The 16,677-nt window shown below is 39.5% G+C and carries 16 protein-coding genes; 3 read left to right on the top strand and 13 right to left on the bottom strand.

Features of this window, described 5'->3' with window-relative positions:
• Positions 1-136 precede the first annotated feature (136 nt).
• The 9 genes from L5B83_RS00530 to rbsD all read right to left on the bottom strand — a co-directional run bounded on the left by L5B83_RS00530 (position 137) and on the right by rbsD (position 9,091).
• A complete protein-coding gene (locus L5B83_RS00530) occupies positions 137-544 on the bottom strand; it encodes a DoxX family protein (protein WP_265777213.1) in 408 nt (135 codons plus the stop codon).
• Between the two features lie 159 nt (positions 545-703).
• On the bottom strand, positions 704-1,291 hold the full coding sequence (locus tag L5B83_RS00535) for a DNA glycosylase (protein ID WP_265777215.1): 588 nt from the start codon (positions 1,289-1,291) through the stop codon (positions 704-706).
• 9 nt (positions 1,292-1,300) lie between these two features.
• A complete protein-coding gene (locus L5B83_RS00540) occupies positions 1,301-2,953 on the bottom strand; it encodes an LTA synthase family protein (RefSeq protein ID WP_265777216.1) in 1,653 nt (550 codons plus the stop codon).
• Positions 2,954-3,126: 173 nt separating this feature from the next.
• Entirely contained in the window at positions 3,127-4,122 is a 996-nt protein-coding gene (locus tag L5B83_RS00545) for a substrate-binding domain-containing protein (protein ID WP_265777217.1), read from the bottom strand.
• Positions 4,123-4,159: 37 nt separating this feature from the next.
• Positions 4,160-5,086, bottom strand: coding sequence for a ribokinase (rbsK, locus tag L5B83_RS00550; protein ID WP_265777218.1), 927 nt, complete (start codon positions 5,084-5,086; stop codon positions 4,160-4,162).
• A 211-nt stretch (positions 5,087-5,297) separates the two neighbouring features.
• Positions 5,298-6,176 (bottom strand): ribose ABC transporter substrate-binding protein RbsB, encoded by an 879-nt coding sequence (rbsB, locus tag L5B83_RS00555; RefSeq protein ID WP_265777219.1) that lies wholly within the window; start codon positions 6,174-6,176, stop codon positions 5,298-5,300.
• A gap of 30 nt (positions 6,177-6,206) precedes the next feature.
• On the bottom strand, positions 6,207-7,163 hold the full coding sequence (gene rbsC, locus L5B83_RS00560; RefSeq protein WP_250364347.1) for a ribose ABC transporter permease: 957 nt from the start codon (positions 7,161-7,163) through the stop codon (positions 6,207-6,209).
• Between the two features lie 11 nt (positions 7,164-7,174).
• Positions 7,175-8,662 carry a ribose ABC transporter ATP-binding protein RbsA gene (rbsA, locus tag L5B83_RS00565; RefSeq protein ID WP_265777220.1) on the bottom strand — a complete coding sequence of 496 codons (1,488 nt, stop codon included), beginning with the start codon at positions 8,660-8,662 and terminating at the stop codon, positions 7,175-7,177.
• A gap of 9 nt (positions 8,663-8,671) precedes the next feature.
• Positions 8,672-9,091: a D-ribose pyranase gene (gene rbsD / locus L5B83_RS00570; RefSeq protein ID WP_265777221.1), complete on the bottom strand. Its 420-nt coding sequence runs from the start codon at positions 9,089-9,091 to the stop codon at positions 8,672-8,674.
• A gap of 164 nt (positions 9,092-9,255) precedes the next feature.
• Here rbsD and uriH point away from each other — a divergent pair, with 164 nt between their 5' ends.
• Positions 9,256-10,194, top strand: a complete 939-nt coding sequence (uriH, locus tag L5B83_RS00575; protein WP_265777222.1) for a uridine-preferring nucleoside hydrolase UriH — start codon at positions 9,256-9,258, stop codon at positions 10,192-10,194.
• 180 nt (positions 10,195-10,374) lie between these two features.
• Here the strand turns inward: uriH and pntB are convergent, their stop codons facing one another.
• Complete coding sequence (pntB, locus tag L5B83_RS00580; protein ID WP_265755002.1) at positions 10,375-11,826, bottom strand: Re/Si-specific NAD(P)(+) transhydrogenase subunit beta; 1,452 nt, start codon at positions 11,824-11,826, stop codon at positions 10,375-10,377.
• Positions 11,827-11,838: 12 nt separating this feature from the next.
• Positions 11,839-13,368 carry a Re/Si-specific NAD(P)(+) transhydrogenase subunit alpha gene (gene pntA / locus L5B83_RS00585; RefSeq protein WP_265777223.1) on the bottom strand — a complete coding sequence of 510 codons (1,530 nt, stop codon included), beginning with the start codon at positions 13,366-13,368 and terminating at the stop codon, positions 11,839-11,841.
• A gap of 285 nt (positions 13,369-13,653) precedes the next feature.
• On the opposite strand from pntA, the gene sfsA reads away from it, so the two are divergent.
• A complete protein-coding gene (sfsA, locus tag L5B83_RS00590; RefSeq protein ID WP_265777224.1) occupies positions 13,654-14,370 on the top strand; it encodes a DNA/RNA nuclease SfsA in 717 nt (238 codons plus the stop codon).
• 169 nt (positions 14,371-14,539) lie between these two features.
• On the opposite strand, the gene L5B83_RS00595 is transcribed toward sfsA, so the two are convergent.
• Complete coding sequence (locus L5B83_RS00595; RefSeq protein ID WP_265777225.1) at positions 14,540-15,226, bottom strand: alpha/beta hydrolase; 687 nt, start codon at positions 15,224-15,226, stop codon at positions 14,540-14,542.
• Positions 15,227-15,380: 154 nt separating this feature from the next.
• Entirely contained in the window at positions 15,381-16,076 is a 696-nt protein-coding gene (locus L5B83_RS00600) for a GNAT family N-acetyltransferase (RefSeq protein WP_265777226.1), read from the bottom strand.
• A 95-nt stretch (positions 16,077-16,171) separates the two neighbouring features.
• Between L5B83_RS00600 and L5B83_RS00605 the strand changes: the two genes are divergently transcribed.
• Complete coding sequence (locus L5B83_RS00605; protein WP_250350590.1) at positions 16,172-16,537, top strand: MmcQ/YjbR family DNA-binding protein; 366 nt, start codon at positions 16,172-16,174, stop codon at positions 16,535-16,537.
• The last annotated feature ends 140 nt before the right edge of the window (positions 16,538-16,677 follow it).

Consider the following 16,677-nt stretch of genomic DNA (forward strand, 5'->3'; position numbering starts at 1 on the left):
AATTTCTTAACAAAAAACCAACAATGCATAATACCTAGATCCCAAAGTGCGGTGCGTTTTTTGATTATTTTTCTGAAACAATAAAAAACCCGCTTAATGCGGGTTTAATTCAATAACGCTGAAAGAAAAAGACAAATTAACTTTTCTTACCGGCTCTGTTGTCTAATGCAAAAGCGCCTGCACCTAAGAAAACAAAGTTTAAGAAAACTAAAGAATATAATGCTGCAAGCTCACCTTTATTAACAATCGGCAATAACACGTTATCTAAAGAAGCGTGAATTTGAAAATACGCGACTGCCATCATACCAGAAAGAATGAATGCTACGGGACGGGTAAATAACCCTAAAATTAATAATGCGCCTCCCACGATTTCTAATACACCGCCAATGCCCATCATTGAGAAAAGTTCCACTGCACCATTTCCACCCGTCATTGAAACGGGGTATTCAAAGAATTTTGACGTGCCGTGTAATAAAAACATATAGCCTGCAATAATGCGTAATAATCCGAGTGCATAAGGGCTAATTTTATTTAATGAATTCATGATGTTTCCTTTAAAAAATAATCTTACTCCAACAGGAGTGAAAGAGCGCGTATCATAACGGAATTGCATTGCCTACACAATTCATAATAATGAAAATCACTTTTTCTTATTCGTTAAAAATAACACAATGATTTGCTGGTAATCCAATCAACGCATTCTTTAAACCAGCCCCACCATTTCAAAAAACTGACGATATGCAGCAACCTTTTTCTCAAAGGCAAGTGGATAAGCCCTTGAAGTTGAAGGTAGGCGATATAAATTGAGTGCAAAATCAGGATAGGGATAAGGAATAAAGCTGTTAGTTTTCGGGGCGTTGACTTTTTCTGGCAATAAGGAAAGCAGAATCTCTGTGGCTTTGCCTCCAGTTGTAAAAATCCAGTGGCATTGTGGGACTTGAGGCAATACTTCAGCCAGATTGACTGTTTCTACCACCTTCAGAAATTTGTCCGATGCGTTATCTTGTTCACGAATTGCTTTACGCACAGTTGGGCATAATGCAATGCCTTTATCCCATAAAAAATGTTTAATTCGTTCAGCATCAAAGCGTTTTTCATTCGGTACTTGGAAATAATCGGCTCGGCCAAAAAATACTGCGCCATACACTCGCCACATATCATTTTGGAAATTGGGATAATGAAATTCCATACAACGCTTTTCCGCTTTGGGTGGAAAACTTCCCATCATCATAACGGTGGCATGTGGTGGCAATATCGCAGCAAACGGGTGTGTTTCAATCTGTTGGCTCATTGTTCGTCCTTATTTCGCAACCTTTAATTGTTGATATAAGTAATTTTGATAACCACGAAGCAATGCCTGATCTTGGCAATCTTGCAATTTACCCTGACTTAATTTACGCATTGCAATATTCGCTTGCATAAATTCATCGGCTGGCAATCCTGCTATTTCTAAAATCAAACCGCCCGCCTGTGCCAAATCAAGGAAATTCTGTTGTTGTTTAAACGTATTTTGCATATTACTCCGCACAACAAGCTGAGTAATATAGTTGGGGTTCGGGTAATCAAAGTGATAAGCAGGTTGCGCCCCACTAATGGAAATTTGATGATCGCCAAAATAGGCTAATACATAAGGCTTCTGACGATTTTGCATATAGCGGTTGAAATCTTCGATGACATCATTGAGCTTTACAATTCTCTGAATATAATCATTCAATTCACCCGTACCTTTCGGAGTGAACCCTTGATTTTGCAATTCAAACAGATTCCCCACATCGTGATAAGGACCGTGTTCACGCATTGTAAGCACATAAACAAATAAAGGTTGGCTGACTTTTTCAAGCGCAGGAATACCTTGTTTTTGCAAAATTTTCTGCACATACTGGCTCATTTCATCACTACCAATCGTCCATAAATTCTTACTTAACGGCGCAGGATAACCAAGTTCTTGCGGTTGTAACATCAAATCAAAACCAAAGTGATCATAAGCGGGTTTGGCATTGTAATTCCCTTTGGTGAAAGGCGATAATGCAACGCAATAATATCCCTGCGCTTTTAAATTCTGCACAAAACTGTATTGTAAATGGGGGACAACAGAATAAAACACGGCATTCGCCATCGCACCGAAATCCGTTGAGGGCAAACCAGATAGGAAAGCAAACTCCGATTTCCACGTTGCTCCGCCTAAAGTATGCACACGCAAATGACTGTTAAATTTGGTATCCGCTTGATTTTCATACATTGTTATTGGCGGAATATTCGCTTTCTCTAACACAAAACTGTGAGGATTTAGGGTAGATTCCTGAAGCCATACAACAATATCTGGCTTTTCTGCTTCGACCGTTAGCGGATAATCTTCAACCTGTTGTTTTTGTTTAAGAAAATAATCTGCATCGCCATCAAAAACAGGTGGTTTGAAAAAGACACCTCGGCAAGACATCGGTAAATTTAAAAACACATCTCGTCCGTCATCAGGTAAGGAATCAAGCCACTGTTTGATAGCTGATTTATTTTTACTGTAATGACAGATAGCAAAAATGATGAAAAAAAGCACCGCACTTGCAAAAATTCGCCATTCAACACTTACCACTGTGGCTGAAGACCAGCCCATTACGGCATAAACCATTAACCCGATCAAGCCAGCAATCGCAAAGATTGCTGAGCGATAATGCAACAAGGTTTCCCAATTTCGCCAATCGAAAACTAAAAAGAAATCAGACACTAACAAAGGCTGTTTATAAAAATGAATCTTTAAGCGATGAAAAAGCATTAGCACCACGAACAACACGGCAGCAAAATTCAGCCCACGCTGCCATTGCCCTGTAATACTAAACATCAAGCTAAAAAATAACGCAAACTGTGCAATGGCAAAGAAATAAGTCCAACGGTAATGAGAATTGACAATAAAAATTACCGAAGCAAGAGTGAAAAGAGAGAGTAAGAGGTATTCCATCATAAGTACGCCAAAAAATGCATTTAAAAGTTAAAGTGCGGTTGATTTTTTATCTATTTTATAAAGAAAGAGGATTATAACAAAGATCTTCTATATTCAATAATATTGATTGTTAGGCTAATTGCTTAGAGGTGGTATCAGCGATCAGGATATTGTCTTTCTTTTCCTCATATGACTTAACGCTTACCAATTGATTCTCGTACGACTAATTTAGGCCCAAGTAACAACGATTGATAAGGTTTTTCTGGGGTTTTTATCCGTTTTAATAAGGTTTCTACCGCAAGCTTACCTAATTCAGCCTTAGGTTGATGAATCGTGCTTAATGGCGGTGAGAGATATTGCGCCAACATAATATCATCATAGCCAATTACTGAAAGATCTTGTGGTATATTTAACCCTTGCTGCCACGCAACTTGATAAACACCAACAGCAATGGTATCACTACAAGCAAACACGGCACTCGGACGTTTTTTTGCTTGTAGCAACTTTTTCATTCCAATTACGCCCCCCTCAAAATCAAAATGGCTTTCAATAATCCATTCAGGATTAAGGGGCAATTGTGCTTCTTGTAATGCTTTTTTATACCCTTGCAAACGATTTTGGGCTAATGATTTTTGCAAATTTCCGGTAATAATGGCAATCTCTCGATGCCCCTGTTGAATGAGATATTGCGTGGCAAGATAAGCACCAAGTTCTGAATTTTCATAAATTTTATCGGCATTAAGTGCGGTTGGCCACCAGTCCATTACAACCACGGGTAATGAAATATTCAACTGTTTCAGATCCGCATATTGGCTATCCGAATACATTAATAACAATCCATCTACTTGTTTCTGAATGAGCGTTTGAATATTTTGTTCTAAACGATTTTCGGCGCCATCAATGCTAGAAATAATGAGATTGTACTGATGTTGATTACAATACTGCTCAACCCCACTCACAACTTCAGCAAAAAAGGGGTTATTCGTCGCACTGACTAACATACCTAAGGTATTCGTCTGTTTAACCTTTAAACTTCTTGCTAAGGCTGAAGGACGATAATTGAGTGATTCCACGACATTCATCACTCTTGCTCGCATCGCCTCACTCACATATCCCGTATTATTAATCACATGGGAAACCGTTGAGGTTGATACCTGCGCAATCCGTGCAATATCTTTCATCGTTGCCATAAATTATTCTCACTTCAGCCAATAACTACCCGCTATTCTATTTCCTTTCGGCTAAAAAATCATCTGTCTCTTGTCGCGTAGGAATTGAGGTTTGCGCGCCTAAACGGGTTACGCTAATCGCCGCCGCTGCTTGGGCAAAACGAATAGCCTCATTGAGTGTTTTCCCCTCTAATAACGCTGTGATTAATGCCCCATTGAACGTGTCGCCTGCTGCCGTCGTATCTTTTGCTTGAACGCTAAAACCTTGAATTATTTCCTGTTGCTGTTGATGACTGACAAAAACGCCCCTTGCCCCTAAGGTAATCAATACAATTTCAACCCCTTTTTGATGAAAAATTTGCGCCGCTTTGACCGCACTTTGATAATCCACCACTTTAATCCCCGTCAAAATTTCCGCTTCCGTTTCATTTGGGGTAATCATCGTGAGTTGAGAGAGTAACTCATCAGAAAGAGGTTGTGCTGGCGCGGGATTAAGAATAACTTGTTTTCCTTGTGTTTTGGCTAATTTGGCCGCATAACATATCCCCTCTAAGGGCGTTTCTAATTGCATAAGCAATGCATCGCTTTGTTGAATAATATGCGTAAAGGATTGCACACGTTGTGCGGTTAAGTGCGCATTCGCACCAGCAGAAATGACAATGCTATTTTCACCACTTTCTGCTACTTGGATCATTGCAATGCCTGTTGATTCCCCATCAATGCTCGAAATGGCTTCGGTATTCATTCCTTGCTGAATAAAAGCCTGCTTTATTTGCCGACCAACATCATCATTCCCGATACAAGCAATAAAATTCACCTTAGCCCCAAGCCTTGTGGCGGCTACCGCCTGATTTGCCCCCTTTCCGCCATAAACCAGCTGATAATGATGCCCTAATAATGTTTCCCCCGGTTGTGGGAAATGCTCAACTTGGATCAAATGATCCACATTCACACTACCAAGCACCGTTAATGTTTTATTATGCATAACCATTCCTCAATCAAAATCAATAAAAAAACCACCGCACTTTGCTTTTATCGTCGTTTAGTTTAAACAGAATACAACGTCGTATCACCGATAGTATGGTTTATTACGGTGTTTGCTCATTGCCTATTTTAAACATAAACGACGATTAATAAGATTAAATTTAGCGAAAAGAAATTATCAAGGCAGTATGTTCTGCCTTGGATTTTCTTTATTACTGACTGATTACTTTTAATGGAACGGGAATCTGTGTTTCAACCGTTTCTCCTTTAATCACTTTATCCGCTGTTTGTACACCTAATGCCCCGATTAAGTCAGGCTGTTGTGCGATAGTTGCGGCTAATTTTCCACTTTTTACTGCTTTAATGCCATCATCTGTGCCATCAAATCCAACAATGAGTAGAGGCTTATTCGCGGCTTGAGTTGCACGAATTGCCCCTAACGCCATTTCATCATTTTGGGCAAAGACAGCTTGGACATTGGGTTGAGCGGTTAATAAATTTTCCATCACATTCAAGCCTTTAGTGCGATCAAAATCTGCTGGTTGGCTTGCTAATAAAGCAAAGTGATGTGCCTCAACGGCTTGCTTAAATCCTTCCCCACGTTCGCGTGCTGCCGAAGTGCCGGCAATACCTTCTAATTGGATAACCTTCGCATTATCACCTAATTTTTGGGCAATAAAATCCCCCGCCATTTTTCCGCCTGCAATATTATCAGAGGCAATATGACTTACCACTTTCCCTTGTGCTGCTCCACGGTCTAAAGTAATGACAGGAATATTTTTTTGATTTGCCATACGTACCGCACTCGCAACAGCAGTAGAATCAGTTGGGTTAATCAGTAATACTTTTGCACCACGAACTGTAACGTCTTCAACATTCGCTAATTCTTTGGCTGGATCATTTTGTGAATCAAGTACAACCAAATTATAGCCTAGTTTATCCGCCTCTTTTTGCGCGCCCTCTTTTAAGGTAACAAAGAACGGATTATCCAGCGTAGAAATGGCTAATGCGATCGTTTCTTTTGCCATAGCACTTTGACTCACCACTGAGCCAAGAAGCATTGCGGAAGCGAGTAAAGTCAATTTTTTCATATACATCTCCTTAAGTTGGATGGATTAAGATTACCCATTTTTTCGACTGAAAAAATGATCGGTGAGTACAGCTGCAAGAATAACAATAGATTTCGCAATCATTTGGTAATACGAGGATATATCAAGTAGATTCAACGCATTATTTAAAAAACCAATAATCAATGCACCAATTAATGTGCCTAAAATACGCCCTTTTCCTCCCATTAAACTTGTTCCGCCCACCACGACTGCAGCGATTGCATCAAGTTCATAAGAAACACCCGCGGTTGGTTGTGCCGAAGAAAGCCTTGAGGTAACAATTAATCCTGCCACGGTTGCAAGAAAACCACTTACCGCATAAACAAAAATTTTGACTTTATCCACGTTTATACCCGATAAGCGGGTTGCAGCTTCATTACCACCAAGCGCATAAATATATCGCCCCATAGGGGTATGTTTTAAGATATACCACGCCACAAGAAAAATAGTTGCCATTAACCAAATAGGGAAAGGGATACCAAATAAATAGCCTGTGCCAAGAAAAGAAAAATGATCGGCGACATCAGAAAAACCTAAACTAATCGGTCGCCCATCGGTATAAACCATTGTAACGCCACGTAATAATGTCATTGTTACAAGGGTAGCAATAAAAGCTTGCACTTTGCCTTTTGCAATAATCACGCCACTGATTCCCCCAAGTACCGTACCGCATAATAAAACCAGCGGAATAACAATAAACATAGATAAATCTAGATTGACTAAAGAAGCCGCAATTGCACCTGTTAATGCGAGTACTGAGCCAACAGAAAGATCGATCCCAGCGGTTAAAATAACAAACGTCATTCCTACCGCAATAATCGCATTGACTGAGGTTTGGCGTAAAATATTGAGTAAATTATCCATTGTGAAAAAATGAGGATTAATACTAGAAACAATGGCAATTAAGACAAGTAAAGCTAAAATCGAACGTTGTTCAATAAGAAAATTTTTTAATTTTGTTGCTGTCATAATTTGTCCTTCTAATGCTGTTGAGTAATTGCGGCAGTTAATAATTTTTCTTGGCTAACATCTCGGCGTAAAAACTCACCGCGAATTTCACCATTATTCATTACCAATATACGATCACTCATTCCGATAATTTCTGGCATATCTGATGAGACTAAAATAATGCTCATACCTTCTTCTTTAAACTTATTAATAAGCTGATAAATTTCTTTTTTCGCCCCCACATCAATGCCTCTAGTAGGTTCATCAAGAATCAAAATATCAGGACGTGTCATTAAGCCTTTTGCAATCGCAACCTTTTGTTGATTCCCTCCAGAAAGCAAGCCTATTGTTTGATCCATTGAAGGGGTTTTTACATTAAACATCAGGATAAAATCATTTACCGTCATTTTTTCTGCTTGGTGATCAATCGCACATTTTGGTGAAAGTTGATCCAGTGCAGTTAAGGTCATATTCTCCTTAATCGACATACTGAGGACTAACCCATCACCTTTGCGATCTTCAGAAATATAAACGATACCGTTTTTCAACCCATCTTGCGGTGTTTCAATAGATACAGGTCGATTTCGTACGAAAATTTCACCGCTCTGTTTAACTAATGCGCCATAAATCAGTTTCATTAATTCGGTTCGTCCTGCGCCCATTAATCCTGAAATACCAAGAATTTCCCCACGATTGAGATGAAAAGAAACCTTATTTACGCCCTGACCGGTTAAATTTTCAACCTTTAATACAGGTTCTCCAATAGGAATATCAATATGTGGGTACTGTTCTTCTAATTTTCTTCCCACCATTAATTCAATGAGCTGTGCTTCATTTATCTCAGAAATTGTACTTTCCGCAATAAATTCACCATCACGTAAAATCGTCACATCATCACAAATCGTAAAAATATCTTGCATTCGGTGGGAAATAAATACGATCCCGCAACCTTCTGTTTTCAGCTCTCTAATTACGTCAAACAAAGCTTTCGTTTCGGCGTCAGTCAAGGCATCGGTAGGCTCATCCATAATAATCACTTTCGCTTTAAAACTCAGTGCCTTCGCGATCTCAATCATTTGCAATTCACCAAGCGATAATTGTTCAACAGGGGTCGAAGGATGATGTTTAATTTTTAAACGTTGCAATAATTTTTTCGATTCTTCAATCATTTTCGTCCAGTCAATCCCACCCAATTTATGGGTAAACTCTCGCCCTAAGAAAATATTTTCTGCAATCGTTAAATTAGGGATAATATTGAGTTCTTGATGAATAATACTGATACCAGCTAACTGAGAAAATTTGGGATTTTTATACCGCACTTTTTCGCCATTAAAATAAATATCCCCACTATCTTGCTGATAAATTCCGGTAAGAATTTTCATCAGCGTCGATTTTCCTGCGCCATTTTCCCCCATTAATGCCATAACTCGCCCGGCGTAAACAGATAAATTTGCATTATGTAACGCACGCACACCCGGAAAAGACTTACAAATGTTGTTTAATTTTAAAATGGGTTCCATGGTTTCCCCCTAAAACGGTACACCTGATACAAGGATAATATTGGCATAAGGCGAACATTCCCCTGAACGGACAATGGCTTTACTTTCTTGACTCAATGCCTTAAATTCCTCGTGACAGACGTAATCTACAACGATGTCATTATGTTGTTGCTGAGCTAACTGCGCGATGCGTTGTAATAAGGTTTGATGAAGTTGTGCATTATGCTGCTCAATCTCTCTCGCTAAAATCACTCTCTCCACAAAGCACTCTGTTGTTACAGCCTCAAAAACAGATAAAAAACTTGGCACGCCCTCTGATAAAGCTAAATCGACACAATCCATCGATGAAGGAATAGGCAATCCAGCATCACAAATTGTCAAAAAATCTGTATGCCCAAGACGGGCAATTTGATATGAAAGTGGCGCATTAAGAATACCTGTTTTTTTCATATTTCCCTCTCAAAAAAATATCGAAACGTTTCGATAAGACTAAACAATTCTTATAAGTTTTAAAATGACTATTTTTAAACTTTGTGAAGTTGATCAAAAAATAAAAGAATTTTCGTTTTAATCTCTATAAAAAAGGGTAATGTAAGAAAGAAAAGGAGATAATTATGCGTAAAAAAATTATTTTAGACTGTGATCCCGGCCATGATGATGCCATTGCCATATTGCTCGCCCATGGTAATCCCAATATCGAATTGCTCGCCATTACGACCGTTGTTGGCAACCAAACCCTTGAAAAAGTCTCGCATAATGCGTTAGCTGTTGCTGAAATTGCAAAAATTAAAAATATTCCCATTGCCAAAGGGGCTGAACGCCCGTTGGTTAGAGAAATTGAAACGGCCCCCACTATCCACGGTGATTCAGGGTTAGATGGCCCCATTTTACCAACACCAACGCAAACCTTTCATCCTTCACACGCTGTTCAGTTAATCATTGACTTAATTATGTCTTACCCACCTAATACGATCACCTTAGTACCAACGGGTGGGCTAACCAATATTGCCCTTGCCGCAAGATTAGAACCTAAAATTATCAATCGAGTAAAAGAAGTCGTATTGATGGGAGGCGGTTATCACACGGGGAATTGGAGTGCGGTGGCTGAATTTAATATAAAAATAGATCCTGAAGCTGCCCATATTGTATTTAGTGCCGGTTGGAAAGTAACAATGGTAGGTTTAGATCTGACTCACCAAGCTTTAGCCACGCCGGACATGATACAGCGTATTGCAGAAATAGGAACAAAACCAGCTCAATTTGTCGTCGAATTGCTAGAATTCTTTGGCAAAATGTATAAAAAATCTCAAGGTTTTGATGCGCCACCAGTGCACGATCCTTGTGCTGTTGCTTATGTCATCGATCCCTCTTTAATAAAAACGCAACAAGTTCCTATTCATATTGAATTAACTGGTACTCATACGCTAGGAATGACCGTTGCAGATTTTCGTTATCCTCCAAAACCTTGCAACACCCAAGTTGCAACAACCCTTAACAGAGAAAAATTTTGGCAGTTAGTCATTGAAGCAATTAAAAATTTAGGTGATGATTAATAAAGTGAAATAGAATAACGTAGGTTGTTCTATTTTAAAATTAAGGAATGAGATCAGGTAGCCTATTCCTAGCCTGTTTGTAGAGCGCATTCTCTACTTCAAACTTAAACATTTCTATAACTGTAAAAAAAACCGCACTTTCTTTCAAAAGTGCGGTACTTTCTTTCAGCAAAATTTATCTTATAATGCTTTTAATATGTCATCCACGCGCTCTTTTGCATCACCGAAGAGCATTTGAGTGTTTTCTTTGAAGAATAATGGGTTTTGTACGCCGGCGTAGCCTACTGCCATTGAGCGTTTGAATACCACCACATTAGCGGCTTTCCACACTTCTAGCACTGGCATTCCTGCGATTGGGCTGTTTGGATCATCCATTGCCGCAGGGTTTACGGTGTCATTTGCGCCGATAACTAAGACGACATCGGTATCAGCAAAATCATCGTTGATTTCGTCCATTTCTAATACCACGTCATAAGGCACTTTGGCTTCAGCGAGTAACACGTTCATATGACCCGGTAAACGCCCTGCTACTGGGTGAATACCAAAACGCACATTCACGCCACGATCACGTAATTTTTGTGTAATTTCAGCCACGGGATACTGCGCTTGTGCCACCGCCATTCCATAGCCCGGTGTGATGATCACAGAGCTTGCATTTTTCAGCATTTCCGCCACTTCTTCCGCACTTGTTTCACGGTGTTCGCCTTGTTCTTGATCACCACTTGCAACCACATCATTACCAAAACCGCCAGCGATAACGCTGATAAATGAACGGTTCATTGCTTTACACATAATGTAAGAAAGAATCGCCCCTGAAGAGCCTACTAATGCCCCAGTTACGATCAAGAGATCATTATTAAGCATAAAGCCTGCTGCCGCCGCTGCCCAACCTGAATAAGAGTTCAGCATTGATACCACCACTGGCATATCTGCACCACCAATTGATGCCACTAAATGCCAACCAAAGGCAAGAGCAATGATAGTCATTAATAGCACTGGGAAGATATTTTCTGGCGAGCTTAAAAATGCGATCATTAATAACGCCGAAACCACTAACGCCGCTAAATTTAATTTATGGCGATGCGGTAACATTAAGGCTTTAGAATTAATAATACCGCGTAGTTTACCGAATGCGACCACAGACCCCGTGAAAGTTACTGCCCCGATGAAGATGCCTAAGAACACTTCAACATTATGGATAGTTGCTAAAGTCGCTTGTTCCGCATCAAATGCTGCTTTTGCATTTTCTAATGCCGCTTCACTGATAAATGCTGTACCTTCTGGTGCAACAAATTCAGGGGTAACGTGTAAGCCAAAGCTGTTAAAGCCGACCAACACAGCAGCAAGACCAACAAAGCTATGTAAGATTGCCACAAGCTCTGGCATTTCGGTCATTTCCACTTTTAATGCACGTTGGATACCTATCACCGCGCCAATTGCCATTGCAATTAAAATCCAAATTTGTCCTGACGTTTGTGGCCCGAAAATGGTTGCGATAAGGGCAATAGTCATCCCCACGATACCATACCAACAACCTGCTTTAGCAGTTTCGTGTTTAGAAAGCCCTGCTAAGCTCATAATGAAAAGTAATGCCGCTACAATATATGCAGCCTGTACTAAACCTTCTGACATTGCTTTTTCTCCTTAACCTTTTCTAAACATTGCAAGCATACGTTGGGTCACTTTAAAGCCACCAAAGATATTGATACTTGCGACTAAAATTGCAATAAATGCGAGTAGGCTGATAAAGAAACTGCCTTGGGCAATTTGCAATAACGCTCCCACAATGATAATGCCTGAAATGGCGTTAGTTACTGCCATTAATGGGGTATGTAAGGCGTGGCTTACATTCCAAACCACATAGTATCCCACCACACAAGCAAGTACGAACACGGTGAAATGTGATAAGAATGCCGCAGGCATTACTGAACCTAGCCATAAGAACAGCACGCCAATTGCTCCCATAATACCGTATTTGATACGCGGATCTTGTGGTTTTTGTTCTTTCTTCTCAACTACAACCTCAGCTTTTTGTTGTGGTTGGGCAGAAACTTGAATTGGGGGCGCAGGCCAAGTGATTTCACCATCGCGAATGACTGTTACACCACGTAACACAACATCATCAAAATCAATATTGATTGTACCGTCTTTCTCTTTACATAATAACTTCAGCAAATTCACTAAGTTTGTGCCATAAAGCTGAGAAGATTGCGTTGGCAAACGTGCTGGGAAATCCGTATAACCAATGATTTTCACTTGATTATCTGTCACGAAAATTTCACCCGGTTTGGTGTATTCACAGTTTCCTCCCGTTAATGCAGCTAAATCCACAATAACAGAACCCGGTTTCATTGAATCCACCATTTCTTTGGTAATTAAACGTGGTGCAGGTTTACCCGGAATAGCAGCGGTCGTGATGATAATATCCACTTCTTTGGCTTGTGCGGCATAAAGTTCCATCGCTCGGCAATTAAACTCTTCCGACATCACTTTTGCATAACCATCACCTGAGCCACCTTCTTCTTCAAAATCAATTTCTAAGAAGTCTGCACCCATTGATTGCACTTGCTCTTTTACTTCAGGGCGAGAATCAAAAGCACGTACAATCGCACCAAGGCTATTTGCTGTACCAATCGCAGCCAAACCTGCCACACCAGCCCCAATCACTAACACTTTCGCTGGCGGTACTTTACCTGCCGCAGTGATTTGCCCAGTAAAAAAACTACCGAATGCATTTGCCGCTTCCACCACAGCACGATAACCAGAAATATTGGCCATTGATGAAAGTGCGTCTAAAGACTGCGCACGTGAAATACGTGGCACAGCATCCATCGCTAAGACATTAATTTTTTTCGCAGATAATTTTTCCATTAATGCTTCATTTTGCGCAGGCCAAATAAAGCTAATTAAGGTTGCCCCTTCTTTAATTAAGGCAATTTCCTCATCACTAGGAGGGTTTACTTTCATAATTACATCAGCATTCCACACTTCTTGTGTTGTGCCAATTTTTGCGCCAGCTTGCACAAATGCTTGATCTTCAAAACTTGCTTTAAATCCTGCATCGTGTTCAACAATCACCTCAAAACCCAGCTTTAAAATTTGCTGTATTGTTTTTGGCGTTGCTGCTACACGTGTTTCATTATCAAGCCGTTCTCTAGGTACACCAATTAACATAATGTTTCCTTCAAATTGGTTGATGATACAATCTGGAAATCACTTCCCAGCCCATAAATGACAAAAGTCGAATCGTCCTAACTGTATCATTTATTACAAAAGAGGTACAAAAAGATTTTACAAATTTCATTGAAAAAATTTACCTATGAATAAATAGATTAAAAATTATCTAAAAATTTAGCTGATGAAATAATGATAAAAAAATCAATAAAAAGCACCGCACTTTTCTTTTTACCCACAACACAAAATGATACACTGCCGTTTTTAGTTATATAGGAATAAATAATGCAGTTACCCGCTCTTCAATCTGCCACCCTACTCCGCCGTTATAAACGCTTTCTTGCTGATGTCGAACTTGCCAATGGTAAAATACTCACGATTCACTGCGCAAATACGGGGGCGATGACAGGTTGTGGTGAAAAAGGGGATACCATTTGGTATTCAACCTCTGACAGTAAAACCCGAAAATACCCTCATTCGTGGGAACTTACCCAACTTCAAAATGGGCAAATGGTATGTATTAACACACACCGTTCCAATCAACTCACCTTTGAAGCACTACAAAATAAGCAAATCAAAGAATTAGCGGTATATAGCGAAATTCTGCCTGAAATGAAATATGGTGAAGAAAATAGCCGAATTGATTTCCTGCTTAAAGAGAAAGGCTTACCGGATTGCTATGTGGAAGTAAAATCCGTTACCTTAGTAAAAGGCAATCTGGGAATGTTTCCTGATGCGGTAACCACCAGAGGACAAAAACATTTGCGAGAGCTAATGGCAATGAAAAAACTTGGCCATAGAGCGGTCATTTTTTTCGCTGGATTACACAACGGTTTTGATTGTTTCAAAGTCGCGGAATATATTGATCCTGAATACGCGAAGCTACTTCGTCAAGCCATAAAAGAAGGGGTTGAGGTGTATGCCTATGCGGGAGAATTCGAATTTTCTCATCACATTCCTACCGCACTTTCGCTTACACATTTAGTGCCTTATATTGAATAAATAATTTATTGAGAATTATTTGCATTTATGTATTGACTTTATATTTGAGAACAATTATCATTTAATTCATTCAAACAATAATAGATAATCACTCCAACATTTTAGTGCCTCTCCCCCCACAGAAAGAGGCACTTTTTTTATATTTAATTTAAGTGTCTGCCGTTAATAGCTATGCTATTGTCGCCGCATCTAAAATTAATTGCGTTACTGCTTCAGCTTGTGACATTAACGACGCATGACTTGCATCAAGACTGATAATTTTACGTGGTGAAATACGTTCTGCCATCATTTTTTGATTATCAGGGTGAATCATTCTATCTTGTGTAGAAATTTGATAAAAACTTGGCTTTATTTTCCACGCTACTTGGCTCACCGTATCAGCAAAGGTGGAAGCTAGTGGTGCTTTTTGTGTAATTGACAGTGGGTAAGCTTCATCTTCACTCACATCTTGGCAAAAACTTTGATGGTAGCGGTTTCGTTCTATCCATAGATAACCATCACTATCTCCGACAATCGCAGAAAAAGCCTCTGGTGGGTGCTGTTGGCTAATGCCTCCCGCACTTTCACCTACATCAGGGGCGAATGCAGCAATATAAACTAGGGCTTTTACATTTGGTAAATCCCCCATTTCAGTAATTACTTTCCCACCATAAGAATGCCCTACTAATACTACGGGTTTCTGAATTTGCTTTACCATTTTACGAGTACGTTCTGCATCATCAGCTAAAGAAGTCAGCGGATTTTCTACCGCATAAACGTCTGTATACCCCTGTTTTTTCAGTTCCTTAAGTACAAGGTTCCAATGACTTGCCCCTCCCCAAAATCCATGCACTAAAACAATCGCTGGTTTTTCCATTTTGGGCTCCTAAATTTGTATAAAAGTTGTAATAAATCTTGCGCGATTATACGCTTGGCATATCTAAAGACAATCAGCGGTAATAGGATTATCCCTCTAAATTTAATAGGTTCTATCAATTAAAAACAATAAAAACACCATTTTTATAGCCATCTTAGCAATCATTTAATGAACGTAATTGCTTTCCTTCATCATCAAAATTATCCGCTGCAAGCCAACGTTCAAATTTCGGTTTCATTCTCTGCCATTCTTCTTTTAGCATTGAAAGCCACGCGGTATCACGATTACGCTCTTTATAAACTGCAGCACGTCTAAAAATCCCTTCAAACTGAAAACCAAGGCGTTTTGCCGCATTAAATGAGGCTTGATTTAAACTATCACATTTCCATTCATAACGACGATATTTGAGTTTATCAAACACATATTGCATTGCGAGATATTGTGCTTCCGTTGCCACGCGAGAATGTTTTAGCAAGTTAGAATAAATCACCCAGCCCATTTCGATAGTGCGATTTTGTGGGTCAATGCGCATTAACGAAAATATTCCCACTACCTTTTGGCTCGCCTTATCAATAATCGCTAAATAATAAGGATCAGCACTGTTCGCCCATTCTTGCAGAAGCTGTTGTGCGGCTTGCTCATTAGGTTGTGCGGAAATAGGCAGATAAGTCCATTGGCTTTCTGGGCTATCTGGCCCAATAAACTTATAAATATCCTTAAAATGACGATCGGCACAAAGGCGTTGCAAACAACAATATAGCCCTTCTATTAGATGAATATTTGGCAATTCCCCCCGCGTAAAATCGACAATAGGCTCTCCAATAGGCTGATTGAGATGATTAAGCGGCATTATTTTCTCCCTATAAAATTGCATATATCTTGCATAAAAAATAACATAAAATACAAGTGCGGTCAGATTTTTCACCATTTTTACAAGGACATTTAATGATAACGCCAAGCCAGATTATCCAATACATTGCCAAACATTATCAGGTTAATCCCGCCTATTTGTGGGCAAAATTTCCTGAGTATGGGGTTTTTCGCCACCTAAATAGCGGTAAATGGTTTGCCATTTTAATGAATATCCCCGGCAATAAAATTGGCTTATCTCATACAGAAACCATTTGGATTATAAATGTTAAAGCCCAGCCTGAAATGATTGGTGCGTTACGTATGATAAAAGGGGTTTATCCCGCCTATCATATGAATAAAGAACATTGGATGAGTCTCCATTTAGCGGAAATTTCCCCTTCATTATTATGGGAATGTATTCAAGACAGTTTTTCTTTAACTCAACAGAAAAAACGATAAACCAGCGCGTTATTCCGTTGAAAAAAACATCATAAAAAATGACCGCACTTTAAATATCGCGAAAATTTGCCATCATATTCTTTTTTCTTCAAAATTTCTCACCAATATTGCCTTTTCATTTGGCTAATATTATCTATAAT

This window comes from Avibacterium sp. 21-599 (genome assembly GCF_026226765.1).
GTDB lineage: Bacteria > Pseudomonadota > Gammaproteobacteria > Enterobacterales > Pasteurellaceae > Avibacterium.

What these genes read in the sequence shown, in the direction of transcription:
- L5B83_RS00530 (WP_265777213.1), bottom strand. Translation starts at nt 544, where the DNA reads ATGAATTCATTAAATAAAATTAGCCCTTATGCACTCGGATTATTACGC.
- L5B83_RS00535 (WP_265777215.1), bottom strand. Translation starts at nt 1,291, where the DNA reads ATGAGCCAACAGATTGAAACACACCCGTTTGCTGCGATATTGCCACCA.
- L5B83_RS00540 (WP_265777216.1), bottom strand. Translation starts at nt 2,953, where the DNA reads ATGATGGAATACCTCTTACTCTCTCTTTTCACTCTTGCTTCGGTAATT.
- L5B83_RS00545 (WP_265777217.1), bottom strand. Translation starts at nt 4,122, where the DNA reads ATGGCAACGATGAAAGATATTGCACGGATTGCGCAGGTATCAACCTCA.
- rbsK (WP_265777218.1), bottom strand. Translation starts at nt 5,086, where the DNA reads ATGCATAATAAAACATTAACGGTGCTTGGTAGTGTGAATGTGGATCAT.
- rbsB (WP_265777219.1), bottom strand. Translation starts at nt 6,176, where the DNA reads ATGAAAAAATTGACTTTACTCGCTTCCGCAATGCTTCTTGGCTCAGTG.
- rbsC (WP_250364347.1), bottom strand. Translation starts at nt 7,163, where the DNA reads ATGACAGCAACAAAATTAAAAAATTTTCTTATTGAACAACGTTCGATT.
- rbsA (WP_265777220.1), bottom strand. Translation starts at nt 8,662, where the DNA reads ATGGAACCCATTTTAAAATTAAACAACATTTGTAAGTCTTTTCCGGGT.
- rbsD (WP_265777221.1), bottom strand. Translation starts at nt 9,091, where the DNA reads ATGAAAAAAACAGGTATTCTTAATGCGCCACTTTCATATCAAATTGCC.
- uriH (WP_265777222.1), top strand. Translation starts at nt 9,256, where the DNA reads ATGCGTAAAAAAATTATTTTAGACTGTGATCCCGGCCATGATGATGCC.
- pntB (WP_265755002.1), bottom strand. Translation starts at nt 11,826, where the DNA reads ATGTCAGAAGGTTTAGTACAGGCTGCATATATTGTAGCGGCATTACTT.
- pntA (WP_265777223.1), bottom strand. Translation starts at nt 13,368, where the DNA reads ATGTTAATTGGTGTACCTAGAGAACGGCTTGATAATGAAACACGTGTA.
- sfsA (WP_265777224.1), top strand. Translation starts at nt 13,654, where the DNA reads ATGCAGTTACCCGCTCTTCAATCTGCCACCCTACTCCGCCGTTATAAA.
- L5B83_RS00595 (WP_265777225.1), bottom strand. Translation starts at nt 15,226, where the DNA reads ATGGAAAAACCAGCGATTGTTTTAGTGCATGGATTTTGGGGAGGGGCA.
- L5B83_RS00600 (WP_265777226.1), bottom strand. Translation starts at nt 16,076, where the DNA reads ATGCCGCTTAATCATCTCAATCAGCCTATTGGAGAGCCTATTGTCGAT.
- L5B83_RS00605 (WP_250350590.1), top strand. Translation starts at nt 16,172, where the DNA reads ATGATAACGCCAAGCCAGATTATCCAATACATTGCCAAACATTATCAG.